This window comes from Peribacillus cavernae (genome assembly GCF_003989135.1).
GTDB classification, from domain to species: Bacteria; Bacillota; Bacilli; order Bacillales; family DSM-1321; genus Peribacillus; species Peribacillus cavernae.
The window spans coordinates 35189-49639 of record NZ_RYZZ01000005.1; the positions used below are offsets into that span (position 1 = coordinate 35189).

16 protein-coding genes and 2 pseudogenes are annotated in these 14451 nt (G+C 38.3%); 2 read left to right on the forward strand and 16 right to left on the reverse strand.

The genetic code is table 11. From position 1 onward, the window contains the following. Positions 1 to 32 precede the first annotated feature (32 nt). Positions 33 to 977: an Rpn family recombination-promoting nuclease/putative transposase gene (locus ELQ35_RS03405; protein ID WP_126863432.1), complete on the reverse strand. Its 945-nt coding sequence runs from the start codon at positions 975 to 977 to the stop codon at positions 33 to 35. A gap of 256 nt (positions 978 to 1233) precedes the next feature. Here ELQ35_RS03405 and ELQ35_RS03410 point away from each other — a divergent pair. Further along, positions 1234 to 1482: pseudogene (locus ELQ35_RS03410) on the forward strand (transposase); the annotation flags it as partial. Positions 1483 to 1975: 493 nt separating this feature from the next. Here ELQ35_RS03410 and ELQ35_RS03415 read toward each other — a convergent pair. The 5 genes from ELQ35_RS03415 to ELQ35_RS03435 all read right to left on the reverse strand — a co-directional run bounded on the left by ELQ35_RS03415 (position 1976) and on the right by ELQ35_RS03435 (position 4563). Then, complete coding sequence (locus ELQ35_RS03415) at positions 1976 to 2269, reverse strand: Rpn family recombination-promoting nuclease/putative transposase (RefSeq protein ID WP_126863433.1); 294 nt, start codon at positions 2267 to 2269, stop codon at positions 1976 to 1978. A gap of 266 nt (positions 2270 to 2535) precedes the next feature. Further along, on the reverse strand, positions 2536 to 3120 hold the full coding sequence (locus ELQ35_RS03420; protein ID WP_126863434.1) for a tyrosine-type recombinase/integrase: 585 nt from the start codon (positions 3118 to 3120) through the stop codon (positions 2536 to 2538). Between the two features lie 401 nt (positions 3121 to 3521). Next, a complete protein-coding gene (locus ELQ35_RS03425; protein WP_126863435.1) occupies positions 3522 to 3782 on the reverse strand; it encodes a hypothetical protein in 261 nt (86 codons plus the stop codon). A 1-nt stretch (position 3783) separates the two neighbouring features. After that, on the reverse strand, positions 3784 to 4095 hold the full coding sequence (locus ELQ35_RS03430; RefSeq protein ID WP_126863436.1) for a hypothetical protein: 312 nt from the start codon (positions 4093 to 4095) through the stop codon (positions 3784 to 3786). Positions 4096 to 4110: 15 nt separating this feature from the next. Further along, the gene (locus ELQ35_RS03435; protein WP_126863437.1) at positions 4111 to 4563 is read right to left on the reverse strand and encodes a JAB domain-containing protein; all 453 of its coding nucleotides are present in this window, start codon (positions 4561 to 4563) and stop codon (positions 4111 to 4113) included. 667 nt (positions 4564 to 5230) lie between these two features. Here ELQ35_RS03435 and ELQ35_RS03440 point away from each other — a divergent pair. Next, positions 5231 to 6646 (forward strand): tyrosine-type recombinase/integrase, encoded by a 1416-nt coding sequence (locus ELQ35_RS03440; RefSeq protein WP_126863438.1) that lies wholly within the window; start codon positions 5231 to 5233, stop codon positions 6644 to 6646. Positions 6647 to 6901: 255 nt separating this feature from the next. On the opposite strand, the gene ELQ35_RS03445 is transcribed toward ELQ35_RS03440, so the two are convergent. The 10 genes and pseudogenes from ELQ35_RS03445 to flgM form a co-directional block, all read right to left on the reverse strand. Continuing rightward, positions 6902 to 7141 (reverse strand): hypothetical protein, encoded by a 240-nt coding sequence (locus ELQ35_RS03445; RefSeq protein ID WP_126863439.1) that lies wholly within the window; start codon positions 7139 to 7141, stop codon positions 6902 to 6904. Between the two features lie 454 nt (positions 7142 to 7595). Then, positions 7596 to 7709, reverse strand: a pseudogene (locus ELQ35_RS03450) (flagellin); the annotation flags it as partial. A 349-nt stretch (positions 7710 to 8058) separates the two neighbouring features. Beyond that, positions 8059 to 9132, reverse strand: a complete 1074-nt coding sequence (locus ELQ35_RS23395; RefSeq protein WP_126863440.1) for a flagellin N-terminal helical domain-containing protein — start codon at positions 9130 to 9132, stop codon at positions 8059 to 8061. 152 nt (positions 9133 to 9284) lie between these two features. Further along, the gene (gene csrA, locus ELQ35_RS03460) at positions 9285 to 9518 is read right to left on the reverse strand and encodes a carbon storage regulator CsrA (protein ID WP_126863441.1); all 234 of its coding nucleotides are present in this window, start codon (positions 9516 to 9518) and stop codon (positions 9285 to 9287) included. Continuing rightward, complete coding sequence (fliW, locus tag ELQ35_RS03465) at positions 9518 to 9967, reverse strand: flagellar assembly protein FliW (protein ID WP_126863442.1); 450 nt, start codon at positions 9965 to 9967, stop codon at positions 9518 to 9520. Before fliW ends, csrA begins: the two co-directional genes overlap by 1 nt. Positions 9968 to 9980: 13 nt before the next feature. Beyond that, entirely contained in the window at positions 9981 to 10556 is a 576-nt protein-coding gene (locus ELQ35_RS03470; protein ID WP_126863443.1) for a DUF6470 family protein, read from the reverse strand. A 46-nt stretch (positions 10557 to 10602) separates the two neighbouring features. After that, entirely contained in the window at positions 10603 to 11466 is an 864-nt protein-coding gene (gene flgL / locus ELQ35_RS03475) for a flagellar hook-associated protein FlgL (protein ID WP_126863444.1), read from the reverse strand. A gap of 12 nt (positions 11467 to 11478) precedes the next feature. Then, entirely contained in the window at positions 11479 to 13065 is a 1587-nt protein-coding gene (flgK, locus tag ELQ35_RS03480; protein WP_126863445.1) for a flagellar hook-associated protein FlgK, read from the reverse strand. 110 nt (positions 13066 to 13175) lie between these two features. Further along, positions 13176 to 13664: a flagellar protein FlgN gene (locus tag ELQ35_RS03485; protein WP_126863446.1), complete on the reverse strand. Its 489-nt coding sequence runs from the start codon at positions 13662 to 13664 to the stop codon at positions 13176 to 13178. Positions 13665 to 13739: 75 nt separating this feature from the next. Next, positions 13740 to 14000 (reverse strand): flagellar biosynthesis anti-sigma factor FlgM, encoded by a 261-nt coding sequence (gene flgM / locus ELQ35_RS03490; RefSeq protein ID WP_126863447.1) that lies wholly within the window; start codon positions 13998 to 14000, stop codon positions 13740 to 13742. Between the last annotated feature and the right edge of the window lie 451 nt (positions 14001 to 14451).

A 14451-nucleotide genomic window follows, 5' to 3' on the forward strand; every position in this document is an offset into this window, starting at 1 on the left:
CACCTTAAATCCCAAACTTACAGGTCCCATTCTTATGACTCCTTCAAACGCTGAATCTGCTCAACAGGTAAACCAGTCAAGTCCGCTATCAGACCAATATCCATTCCTAACGAAATCATCTTCTTCGCTACATCCGCTTTTCCTTCCTCTTTTCCTTCTGCTTTTCCCTTCTCCAATGCCATCTGCTCTCTTAACTCCGCTTCTCTCTGCGCTGAATACCGGTCAAGCACTTCCTTCAACCGGATTTCATAGGCAAGCCGCGTCTCTTTGTCGGCACTCAATTGTTCCCAATCTTGAAACGCTTCCCGCAAAATTGGATCCTTCACAGCAATCTCCTCCAGTTCATGATAAATATCTTCATACACATGATGATTTTTCCGGTCGACAATCCCGAGCATCAACAGCCATCTTGCAAGTACATCATCTCTTGGATTCAACTTTCCTTGCTTCCAGTCACTGAGAAGCTTTGGCATTTCCACAAAGTTCATCTCCAGCACGTTCGTCAGCTTAAATTGATCATCATCTTCATAAAGATGGAAGGTAGTATGGAACTTGTTTGTTTCCGTCTGGAAAAGATTAAAGTTGAGAATATTAATTGTGATGACTGGCTTAAGTTCCAGATAGCTTGATCCCGCACTCATCGGCTCTTTGTATAAATGCGACCAGTAAAAAAGAGAACGTTGGACCATATCATATTCATTAGAAAATTGAATTTCGATGTTGACGATTTCACCTTTATTCGTTTTTGCACGCACATCAAGCCGCGATTGCTTGTCACCGGGGTATTCACCGACGATCTCACTGTTTTCATAAGTGATCTCTTTAATCTTTTCCTCCCCTGTCCGTTTAAGAAGTGCATTCAAAAATACGATCGTCATATGTTTATTGCTGTCACTTCCAAACAATTGCTTAAAAGCAAAATCAATTTTCAAATCAATAAGTTCATTTAAAGGCAGTCGCTTGAGTAAACGTTCCATGGCCATCACCTGCTTCTTTTACCTTCATTATAGCACGCTCTACTCTGTTTTAAAGAATGAGCAAACATGCCTATGTGCAAAAAAGTTAATTGTCTTTTTTCGAAAAATGAAGCTGTAAAATTCGGATGATGACTGGCACGAGAATCAATGCATATTTCTCATTCTCTGAAATATATTCCTCGACAGAAACATAGCGAAACTCTGTGGAGCAGTTTTGTGAAACAAGATTATTCGGGTGGTGACAGGCACGGAGACTAACTGGGCGATTCGTTCTCAATTGGAACCTATAGTGAAGATGGCTAAAAGCTTAAAAAAGCATGAAGGTGGAATTTTACGCTGGTTTGAATCTAAGATGACCAATGGATTGTTGGAGGGAATTAACAGCCTCGTTCAAGCTGCCAAACGAAAAGCAAGAGGCTATCGTACAACCAAAAACTTTATCGCTATGATCTACGCAACAGCGAACAAGTTAAGTATCCGAGTCGAGCCCCATCGACTAGGGTAGGTCCTTCTTAGCTTACCGTCGCACTATTCATTTCAGGGGTAGGCTGTCAAGTGCTTTCCTTGACGGGCTATCCCTGTAATGAAACTCTATCAAAAGCTAAGAAGGACTACATCTTCACTTGGCCTGGGATTAGACTAGGACACTAACTTTCCCACACTAAATGGCGAGGAGCCAATCTCCACTTGTTTCTTCAAAACTTGTTGGTTTCTTAATTCGGTCTTTTTCATTCATCCCAGTACTCATAGTTTACCCCATATAAATAAAATGACCCACCGTGGTACGCATTGTTAAGAGACGTGGTGGGTACTGTTATTATTATAATACCTTTATATGGTAGCTAGTCAATGAGTATTTTGCAGGCAATTTGGATAATATCCAGTATGTAATACAGAACTATTTTGTATTCTGAAAATAGCATCACACATTTTCCCTAGAAAGTTACTCACTAAATGTCCTTTCCCATCTATATTCAATATACCATGGTTTGAAACCGTCAGTACACTGTTCGGGAGTGACAGGCACGGTAATTTAAAAGCTCTAGGGTGATCATAATCCTAGAGCTTTTTGGCTCTTTGTATAAATGCGACCAATAAAAAAGAGAACGTTGGACCATATCATATTCATTAGAAAGTTGAATTTCGATGTTGACGATTTCACCTTTATTCGTCTTTGCACGCACATCAAGCCGCGATTGCTTGTCACCAGGGTATTCACCGATGATCTCACTGTTTTCATAAGTGATCTCTTTAATCTTTTCCTCCCCTGTCCGTTTAAGGAGAGCATTCATACGATCGTCATCTGCTTATTGCTTTCACTTCAAACAATTGCTTAAAAGCAAAATCAATCTTCAAATCAATAAGCTCATTTAAAGGCAGTCGCTTGAGTAAACGTTCCATGGCCATCACCTGCTTCTTTTGCCTTCATTATAGCACGCCCTCCTCTGTTTTAAAGAATGAGCAAACATGCCTAGGTGCAAAAATTCATTTGTCTTTTTTCAAAAAATGAAGCTATAAAATTCGGATGATGATAGGCACGAGAACGAATGCATATTTCTCATCCCCTGATAATATATTCCTCGACAAAAACATAGCGAAACTCTGTGGAACAGTTTTGTGAAACAAGATTATTCGGGTGGTGACAGGCACGGAGACTAATGTCCGCTAACTTGATATTGATTAATTCCGATACACGAACTCCTGTGTACAACAACAGATAGCCGATTAACTTATTTCTGATGCTTACTTTTGTATGGTCCTCAATGTAAAAAAGAAATCTCTCAACTTCTTCTTCGCTTATAGCTGTAACCACATGCTCACTTCCAGCAGCTATTTTGATGCGATCACGTTTTAGATAAATGTAATTTTCTTCAACGAGCCTTTTCTTTTGTAAGAAATCGTTATAGACCTTTAAGCTGTTGATCTTTTTATTGATAGTGGCAACGGCAAAATTCTGATCAAGAAGGTGCTGTTTATATCTGACAAAAGAAAAGCGGGAAAGCGGCTGTTGTTCATTAGCTGCCTTCTCACTCAAATATTTCTGAAATCCCTTTATATCACTGACATAGGATTCAATCGTTTTAGGTGCTCTACCTTCTTCGAAGAGCCAGTTTTCAAATTCTTGTGCTAATAAATCATCCAAAACCCTCTCTCCTAACGAAAAAGAGCCATGAACGCTTGATTTGCATTCATGGCTCTTAATTTTTAATGATATCGATAATCCGTTTAATTGTGCATTGGATCGTACAAGGTTGATTACATGGACACGGACAAATTTTCATTGACGAATTCCTCCTTCCTAATTATTTATCTTTTGATAATTCTTTCACTACTTCGGTTGCCACCGCAATGATAACAGATACGATGATTTTCTCCAGCATCCATTTCACCTCCTTTCTAGTCAGCTCACGACAGTTATATAATTAAGGCGTGAGATTTTCGTGTCCTAAATAGGCTGGATTGTATGGTATTATTAGGTTTTACATTACTTTACTTTTCCTTATTTAGTTTTGCCGTAAGCTTCTAGAAAGAAATGTCGTGAGTTTATTCCAGTGACTCCACCACAGCCTCAAGATAGTTGATGTAGTTTTGGACCATCTCTCTTTGGAAACTGGAAGGGATGCAGTTAATCACTCGTTCAATCACTTCCTTATCGATTTCAATAATTGAACCTATCGCATCTTCTAGTAATCTTTCTACTAACTCCTTCTCTGTTAACATTTCATCCTCGTAATATCCCGTGGTTTCATCAAAACCTCTGTAATATACTTGACCATTCAAAATGATCTTATGGTAATTTGGCATCTTAAAATTCCTCCTTATCTAGTCTTTTTCTTAGTACGGGGTCGCCATTCTTAAGGATCACCTGCAAGTACCATTCCCTTGTATCTAAATCCATCGCCACCATTCCAAGCCATTCTGTTTGATCTTTTCCTTCAAACAACATTGTTTCAAAAAGAAGTGATTCAGGTAATCCTTCTACCATTTCAGAAGGAATTAAAGATTCATCAATTTCATCTAGGTAAAGCTCATTACCTTCATAGCTGATTTGATTTCGATCCACTTCTACCTTAAACTCATCTTCAAGCTTCTTTACAAACCAATCTAATTCCTTCACCTTTTCCAACTCCTTTCAAATGTAGCCCTTTTCCTTGAGGGAAACGTACTCCCCATCACCTAGCACGATATGGTCAAGAAAATCAATGCCTATGATTTTACCTGCTTCTACTAATCTCTTAGTCACTTCTACATCTTCCCTGCTTTCAGCACTTTTGCCGCTGGGATGATTATGACCGACAAGGATTGACGCTGCATTACTCAAAATAGCAGGCTTAAAGCATTCCCTTGGATGTACGAGACTAGCATTTAGGCTTCCAATGTGACAGATGTTGATGGCTGTTGGCTGAGTCTTTGTGTCTAAACAAACAACGACAAAGTATTCCCTATCCACGTCTCCTAAGAACTGCTTCAACAATTGATAGCCATCTTCTGGACTACGAACACAGCGATTCTTGTAAAGCATGCTCGATTCCTTCACTAGCTTTAGGCTAACGATGTTCACACGTTTTGCAGATTGATTTTTCATGATTACGATTCCTCCTCCAAAATAGAAAAAGGACTTCCCTCCGAAGAGAGAAGCCCTAATTTGATGAACATCATGTACATGTATGTTCAAGTATATAATATATACTCATATCTTTTTTCATTACCTTTATATGTAAAAGAGACCCTAGTAAAACTAGAGCCTCTTGTAAATAATCTAAAATTAACGAAGAAGTTGAAGAACTCCTTGTGGTAATTGGTTGGCTTGCTTTGCCGCTATGTCTTTCGAGCACAGAATAGACTATATTTTCATCCATGTTTTCATGGAGCTGGGCACTTCGAACAGCTTTTTTCTACCTTATGAGATTCATAGTCATGGCTTTCTCCTTAGACCGTATTCCTTAGTCTTTGAACCCTTTTCAGAGTTTCTTCACAGTAACTTGGCTATTGATTGCCAAAGAAAAGCATCATGGAACATTTTGTGAAACAAGTTTTTTCATAGTGTCACAGCAACACAGACTATTTAATAACAGTAGAAATTAAAGAAAAACTTTTTATAACATAAGTTAAACCGAGTTTTAATTATCTATTTCATCCCTATGCAAATAAGATAGATGATATAATATTCATTAAATGGTGATTTGAAATAAAGTTCTAACTATTAACATAAATGATGTAATAAATAATTATACTTTTGGCAGGTGTGCAAGTTGGATAAAAAGTTACAGGTATTTGTTTCTTCAACCTATTTAGATTTAATTGTAGAAAGACAAAAAGCTGTTGAGGGAATATTAAGATCAAGGCATATTCCAGCTGGAATGGAGCTATTTATCCCAAGCAATAAAACTCAATGGGAGATAATTAAAGAATGGATTAAAGATTCTGATTTGTTATTACTAATATTAGGAGGAAAATATGGATCGATTGAACCAGAAAGCGGAAAAAGTTATACCCAACTAGAATATGAGTTTGCGTTATCTAATAACATTCCAGTATTTGCAATTGTCTTAAACGACCAATTTTTGGCAAACAAAAAGGCTCAAGATATATCATTAAAAGTATATGAGCATGAAGTTGAACATCCTTCTTTAGAAAAGTACAATTCTTTTAAAAAATTAGTAATGTCAAATTTAGTTAGTAAAGTAGAGGATGTAAATCAAATATCAACTGAGGTTTCTTTAGCACTTCAGGAGTTTATTAGGAAAGATGAGAAAGAATATTATTTCAGAGGATGGATAAGAGGTAAAGAGAAGCCAAGCCCTAAAGAAATGTCCGTTGAAAATAATATTCTGAAATTCATTGAAGACAAGCAAAGACAAGGACTTGTAAAAATTACAATAGATTCATATATGGTTGAGCTTCGTATATTTCAAAACTATTTTAATGATATGATGATATCAGAGATTGATACAGCTAATATTAAAGAGTTCCTCCGATTTAGAGAGGACAATTATTCTGTTAAATCAACAAATACAATGGAAAGAGTGCGAAGTATTTTAAATTTATTTTTTGATTGGCTTGTGCAGGAAAATATTATTCAAAAAAACCCAGTTACTAAGGTGAGGCATTTTAAATATTATAAAAAAGGAAACGTTGGGTTAAATGATACTGAATTGCAAGAACTTCGAAATTTCTGCAAGACTACTAGAGAACGAGCTATAATAGAATTTTTTCTATCTACTGGATGTCATTTAGCTGAATTACAAATGATTCATTTACGTGATATTGATTGGTCTAATAAAACTATAAACATAAATTCCCAGAAAAGACCAAGAGTTGTTTTCTTAACAGAAAAGGCAGAAAAGTATCTAAAAGATTACCTTGATGAACGGAATGATAATTTGGATAATCTTTTTGTTACAGAAAGGAAGCCATATAGACCATTAGGTAATAGAGCTATTCAAGATGAAATTACTAAGATTACCAAAAGAACAAATATATCTAAAAACATATCACCACGAACTCTAAGAAATACTTTCGCAAGAATTATGTTTCAAAATGGAATACCATTGAATGTTATACAATGGCTATTAGGCTATCACTCTAAAAAAGTTAGATCTGAAGCATACTTTAACATTACAAATGACAATATTTGGGATATAATTCAAACACGTCCAAACTTTTAGGTATTTTACGATTTAAGAGCACTCTAATAATGTGTAACAATTGTAATCCACCAGCAACTTGATATGTTGTCACATACAATTTGGACATGTGGAAGTGTATGCAAAGATAGTGATAAAAAGGCAACTAACTTAAATTGTTGCCTTTTATGTTTCTCATAATAGATCAAAAAGATCAATTAAATATGGATAGCCCCTCATTAAAATTGCTGCTTTCCTAAACAGACAGTATTCATGAAAACGCCATCCTTTCTCCTTCTAATGGACAACGGAGTGTAGCTGCTTCTCTAAAAAATGAACTTCACTTTCCAATTCCTTTAATTGGTCATTCAACTGATTGATTTCTAGCGGAGTAAGTCTATATTCGAGAGAGTATTGGGCTATCTTTTTCATTTCACGAGGCTTCATTTCTATCTCTTCTAAAATACGATCCTGTTCTTTATACCACTCAAGCTGTTGTTCAAGAAACTTTTTATGATCTTGTTCGTCTTTATTCATCTAGCTCCTCCTCAAACAGCTTTATACCGATTTAATATGGAAAAAGACTCTAGTAATAAAACTAGAGCCTCTTTCATATCTAAAATTAACGAAGAAGTTGTAAAACTCCTTGTGGTTGTTGGTTCGCTTGCTTTGCGACTGTATCTTTCGAATACAGAATAGACTATATCTTCATCCATATTTTCATGGAGCTGGGCACTTCGAACAGCTTCTGCTGCCCTACGAGATTCATAGTCATAGCTTTGCCTTAGACCGTATTCTCTAGTCGTTGAACCTTCTCCAAAGTTTCCTTACAGGAGCTTGGCTGCTGATTATCCATTGTATCATCCTCATCATTTTCAAACCTTTACGCTTACCGTTTCCAGTTACGTTGTGGTTGATGAAGCTTTAGGAAGTTCCAGCAATTCACCCAGTTATACTCTAGCTCGTTACCAAGCTAGACGCCCTTTAATCATTATCTCAAAAGTTGTAATACTCCTTGAGGCATTTGATTAGATTGAGCCAACATTGCTTGTGCTGCTTGACCAAGAATTGAATTCTTAGTTTGGTTCATCATTTCTTTCGCCATCGTGCGAACATTTACTTTCATAAATGACTAGACTATATCTTCACCCTCTAGCAATCTAGTAGGGGTCGGGCACTTCGGATTCACAATGCTGATGTACATTGTTTCACCTATGGATTTCATCACCATAGCTTTCGCCTTAGATGGTCTATCCTAGTCGTTGAACCTTCTCCACTCTTTCGAGACAGGAGCTTGGCTGCTGATTGCCCAATCTTTTCTTTTTTCACGACCATCACGCTTGTCGTTTCCAACTACGTTGTGGCAAGAAAAGCTCTAAGGGGTTTCCAGCAATTCACCCGATAATACTCACTAGCCGTTACCAGCTAGGACGACTGTGCTTGTTACTGCTTTTTTAAGCAGCTAAAGCATAATCTACATCACGAACACGTGATTCTGCAGCAGTTAAGTTTTCAGAAGAAGTGCTTAGGTTGTTAATTGTATGCTCTAAACGGTTTTGGTAAGCACCAAATTTAGAACGTTCAGCCGATACTGATTTAATTGCATTATCGAATGCTTTAATTGCAGTTTCAGCATTACCTTGTGTCAATACTCCTCCTGTTGAAACAGCAGCAGGGTCAACTTTAAGGGTATTAAGCGCAACACCAGTTGCAGTACCAGATTGTGCAACAGCTACTGCTGCTCCACTAGTAGCAGCTCCAAATGCAGCTGCCGCTCCTGGAGTACCACCATCAGTTACTGTATAAGAAAATGCACTATTGCTAGTCATAGTAATGTTATTTCCGTTATTTGAAAAAGTAACTCCTTGGGATGATTGGAAAGCTGAGTTTAAATCGGAAACTAACTTATCCATTTTACCAGTATAATCCTCATTAAGAGCAAGTGTATTATCTCCAATTTGAATCGTACCTGTAGTAGTTGCAAAATTTGGTGCAATAGTTTTTGTTACTGTAGCAGACCCACCAGTACCCATATTTGCTGTTCCCATGGCAGTTAATTGAATATCCATAGTTTGACCATCATTAGCTCCAATATGCATTTTTAAAGTTTGGCTACTACCTAATAGTTTTGTTGTATTAAACTCAGTTTGTGTTGAAATACGGTCAACTTCTTCTAAAAGTTGATTTACCTCTTTTTGAATTTCTTTTCTATCATCTAGTGTTGCAGTATCATTCGATGCTTGAACAGCTAATTCACGAGTACGTTGAAGAATATCATGCGTTTCATTTAAAGCACCTTCAGCAGTTTGAAGTAAAGAGATGCCATCTTGAGCATTTTTAGAAGCTTGGTCTAATCCACGAATCTGTCCACGCATTTTTTCAGAGATTGCTAGACCAGCTGCATCATCTCCAGCTTTGTTAATACGAAGACCTGAAGCTAGTTTCTCCATTGATTTAGATTGCTGTGTTGAAGCACTATTCAACTGACGATGTGTGTTAAGCGCTGCGATATTGTGATTAATACGCATTAGTTTTTTCCTCCTTGATTTTCGATTCCCACATCCATGTGGTTATTGTTTGAACAGCTATAAAGTCGGCCGCCTTTATTCACTATTCAGCATTACAATAGTAATATCGACTTTTCAAGGAGTTACTTAATAGAGGAATATAACTTTTTCACTTATTTTTTGGATTGGAAGAACGAGTTTAGACTGTCAATTGCATTACTTTCAATTTTCACAGCTTCACTATTCTCATGCTGGATGGATAAATAGATTTCTTTCCGATGTATCTCAATATTTTTAGGTGCTTTAATACCCAATTTGATTTGTTCACCATCTACAGCCAGGACAGTCAGTTCAATGTCATCACCAATCATGATCGATTCATTTAGCTTTCTTGTTAGTACAAGCATTATTTTACCTCCTGTTGCTGACGGGCTGGAGGTTCGACAATAATATGCCTTGAAGTATAATTGCTGTTATTTATAATGTACTGTTTGCCCTGTTTGTTTTTTTGATTAATGATTATTGGAGCTTGCAAGTTAGCTGTTGTTTTATTAAATGGCTCTTTCACTGTCAAAATCACAAAGACTGCTACATCCTTTTCAGTTTGAATCTTCAATGATTCTTTTACTTCTTGCGACAAATCAAATTCATAATCCGTAAATAAGCTAAACGGATCCGTAATAATGAAAGCAACTTCCTTAGTTGCAATTGATTGCAGTACATTTAAAGGGGTATCCTCCAGCGGCAGTATGTAAAATTCCTTTTCGTCTAAAAAGCCCGGAATACCTGCATTAAACTTAATAATTTCTTCAACATTGATTTCTTGCTCACCATGAAATTTTGTCTGTATTTTCATCTAGGATCACCACTTATTCGTTGTTTTCCGGAAATAGATTGATAAAATCGATAACCAGTCTGTTCTTTTCTAAAACTTCTATACTGGTTTTTCCCGGGGTATATTCATGTATTGGTTTTCTAATTTCTGCGTCGATAATCGGTTTTTGCGGTTTAACGTTGATGTTGACCTTAGCGGGTTCATATTTAGTTTTCACACTGAAATGGGATGGAATCCAGCCTATGTTAAATGGGATCATAGGCTTTTCACTGTTTTCCTTTGCCTGTGTTGCAAGTGGATTTCCACCGTTTTCAATCTTCATTAATTCATTCCCTTGGGCGGCCCTTCTTTCAAGTCCTTTTAACCAATCCTGATAGCCGTTTTGAGCAAATTCTTCAATCCTTCTCCCAATGCTTTTCAAATCCATATCTTCACGGGCTTTTGTTTGGTCGATTGTCAGCTTTCCCGGAACCGTTTCAATTTCTAATACAGCGTGTGGCTGTTGGATGGATTGTTCAGCATGCGGCTGATCAATCTCCTGTATTGGCTTATCAATTTGCAGGCCTGTCCGAATGAAGTTCGATTGAAGCCTGATTTGCGGAAGTTGCATTTATTTCACCTCACTATAAAAATAAAGCTATCCATAAAAGATAGCTTTATCTCAAAAAGTCCACTAAACTCGGTTGAATGATTCTGGAACCGACGCTTAGTGCTGCACGGTGTACACTTTCCTGGGTTGTTAATTCCATGATCACTTTTTCAACATCAATATCTTCGTTGTCAGAGAGAATGCGAGTGGAGAAAACCTCTTGCTGGGAAAGTCGGTCTTCCATAAGGTCTACCCTGTTTTGTTTGGCACCAATTTGTGCCCGGGCCGAAAGGAAATTGTCGATGTTGCTGTCAATTGTATCGAGCATATCGCCGATGCCGGATTCATTGTTCTCCAGTTTAGTAACTAATTGTTGAATGTCTCCATTAGCACCAAGCATATCGCCAAAGAGTTTCTCTCCTGATGTATTCACTTGAATTTTAATTCCGGAGAATACTTCAAGATTAATCTCACCAGAATCGAAGACTCCGCTTTCTGACGGCCGGACATTGGTTTTCTGGCCGTTAAAAATATATTGTCCACCCACTTGTGTATCGCCGATATCCTGCAGATGTTCTTTTAATTGTTTGATCTCTTCGGCAATGCTCTTTCGCTGATCGCCTTCCAGTGTGCCGTTATTGGCTTGGACGGTCAGTTCGCGGATACGCTGTAGGGCAAGTATGCCTTTATCCAGTGCATCATCGGTGCTGTCGACCCAGTTTTTCACTTCGCCGATGTTCCGTGTGTATTGTTCAATACGATTTAGATCGGTACGGTAGTTCATCCCCATCATTGCCGATACCGGATCATCAGATGGCTTGGTGAATTTTTTCTGGGTGGATAACTGGTCCTGGAGCTTCCCCATTCTGTTATAGCTGTTGCTCAGGTTGCGGAGCATGTTATTTGATAGCATCGATTGCGTAACACGCATTCATTTCACTCCTTATCGTCCGACAACGCCCATGCCGTTAATGATTTTATCTAGCATCTCATCAATCACTGTGATATTTCTTGCCGAGGCATTATAGGCATGCTGGAATTTGATCATGTTCGTCATTTCTTCATCCAGGGAAACGGCGCTTACGGATTCACGACTTTTATTGACTGAATCAGCTAAAATGGCTGAGTTGCTGTTGTTTTTCTGAGCACTTTGAGAGTCGACACCGAGCTTGCCAATGATGCCTGAATAGAAAGAGTCTAAATTTCCGGTTAAACCATCTGGCAGTACAAAATTTTTCGTTGGGTTACTGCCCGGAATCGGTTTGCCGACAGATTCATAAGCAGTAAAATTTCTTTTTTTCAAATCAGCCAAAATTTGCGCATTGCCATTATCTCCTGAGGCTCCGCTGCTCAATCCTGCAGCAATAAGTTCCGGCTTATCAAGTATTGCTTGATTCATCGCTATCGTTTTTGCAGCGTTCCCTGTTGTGAATGAAAAAAACGGCAATCCTGATTTTCCTGTTCCTCCAAGTGAGTATCCCTGGCTATGAACGTAATTAAACTCATTTGCAAACGCTTCGGTCATTTTATTCAGGTTGTCGATCATCGCAGGGAAATGCCCCTTATTTCCATCTGTTGATTTGTAGCCGTAGCTTTCGATTAATCCAGCCAGTTGGCCGGAAAAATTTATTCCTGGTATAGGAGGGCCATTTTGGAGTTTTACTTCTGTTACTACTCCATCAGCTTTTACTACTTCAAGTTCATTCGTTCCGATACTTCCAGTAGTTTTATCAACTGATATCAGATTTCTGGGCGGGTCATAAGAAGTTCCATCTTCCTGGACAACTTCGATATTATATAACCCCTCGGCCATTGATTTGACGTTTCCATATTCTGCAGGGATCACATTTGTTACTTTTACATTGATTAAAGAAGACAAGTTATCGACTAGCAAATCTCTTTCATCGTAGAGATCGTTTGGCAGATACCCATGCGGCTCGACTTTAGCAATCTGCTTGTTAATGTTGTTGATTTGCGAAACAAGCGCATTGATCTCTTTTGTTTTTACGTCTATTTCACTGCCGATATCATCCTGCACCCGGTTAAGCGAGTTATAGTAATAATTGAGTGTATCCGCCACCATTTGTCCGGATGCTGCCACCACATCACGGGCACCGGAGTTTTCTGTATGGCTCGAAAGGTCCTGCAAGGATTTCCAAAACTTCTCCAATGTTGCATGCAAACCGCTGTCGGTAGGCTCATTCATAATCTCTTCCATCTTCGTCAGAGATTCGCTAAGTGTTCCATAATAACCAATTTTGTTATTTTCATTACGATATTGCGTGTCCAGGAAGCTTTCCCTGATTCGCTGTACCGACCCGGCTTCGACACCTGTTCCCGTTTGGCCGGGAAGGTAAGGGCTGTTCATGCCGATTGTAGGGTACGGAGTTGTTTGGGTAAAATTAACCCGCTGCCGCGAATATCCCGGTGTATTTGCATTGGAAATATTATGTCCCGTCGTATATAAAGCACTTTGCTGGGTAAACATCCCGCGCCGTGCTGTCTCTAGTCCCATGAAGGTTGAACGCATACTAGTTCCTCCGTTCGAAAAATGTTAGCGCCTCCTGTTTGCCCCGATAGTTTCCGCAAAAGGATTGGACTATGAATCCGAGCTCTAGCAAAGCGTTTATTTTTTATTGCCTAAGCTCTTGAATCAAACATACTGTTCGAGCCTTGCTGCTTCTGCCGGGCAGGTTTCTCGTAGTTGAACGGCTGGTTTTGCGGCCGTAGCATGTCCAATGTGATGTTGACGAATTGCAGTGATTGATAGACCAACTGCTGATTTAACAAATTTTGCTCTTTTAATTTCCCTGCTTCTTCGATAAGTTCATCTTTCAATCTATTTAAAGCTTCCGCGTCAGTTGGTGATGATAATTCTATGACTCTTGTAATCGACGATGGATCTGCTTGCTGACCTTTGTTTAGCAAGAAGGCTGTTACAGCTTTTTGCCTTTCTTTTTCCGTCGTCTCGATCGCTTTTATATGTGCTTGCTCGTCCATCAGCAGCTGGTTGAGGGCTTCGGTGTCTCCTTGCTTGACGATTTCCGTTTTTCTGTTTGCTAGTCCATTGAGGCTTTTATGAAGTGTGAGCAGTTTTTCAAGTGAAATACGTATTTGTTCGGCGGGCATTCCGTTACCCCCTCCTGGTTCGGTACCATATGAATGGACGGTTACTCCTTTTTGGATAACCGCCCGTTCTTTCAATTATTTTTTAAAATAAAAATCGATAATGCTTTTGGCTGTTTCGCGCGAATTCACTTTATAGTTGCCGTTCTCAAGCTGGATCTTCAATTCGTCGACCTTGGCCTGCCGTTGTGCAGGAATTTGCGACTGCTGCAGTTCTTTTGCGGTTGAGGAAATTTCAAGCTTATCAGTTTTCTTTTCGACCGCTTTCGTATTTTCAACTTTGTTGTATTGGCGATTGTAAGGGTTAACCCCTGAAGAACCAATGTTATTAATTTTCATTTTGCAACCCTCTCTTTCGACCGAATGACCTTCACTGTTTATTATATCGGTTGTGAATCAATTACTTTTATTTTTAGGTAATTTTTTTAATTAACAAGTTTTGCATGAAATTTGTCGATGCAGGGGCTTTTATACTATTTCGGAGTATGGCTGAACATTTATGGATGTTCAATGTGCATGAAAAAAAGTATGGAATACCCATACAGCTTTTTTATTTGACTTTTTCAAGTAAGTTCATAGGTCTTTTTCTCTGTTTCTTCGAATTCACTTGAATGATATGATGCATACCAATATAAATCTATTACTTTTAAAACTAATTATTCATCTGAAGAGGTGTGATTACCGCGAAAGCTCTTCATTTAAGCGAAAATATCGATAATTAAGCGATAACAACCATGATTTAAGCGAAAAAAAAGATAATCAAGCGAAAACTGTTCACATTTAAGCGAAA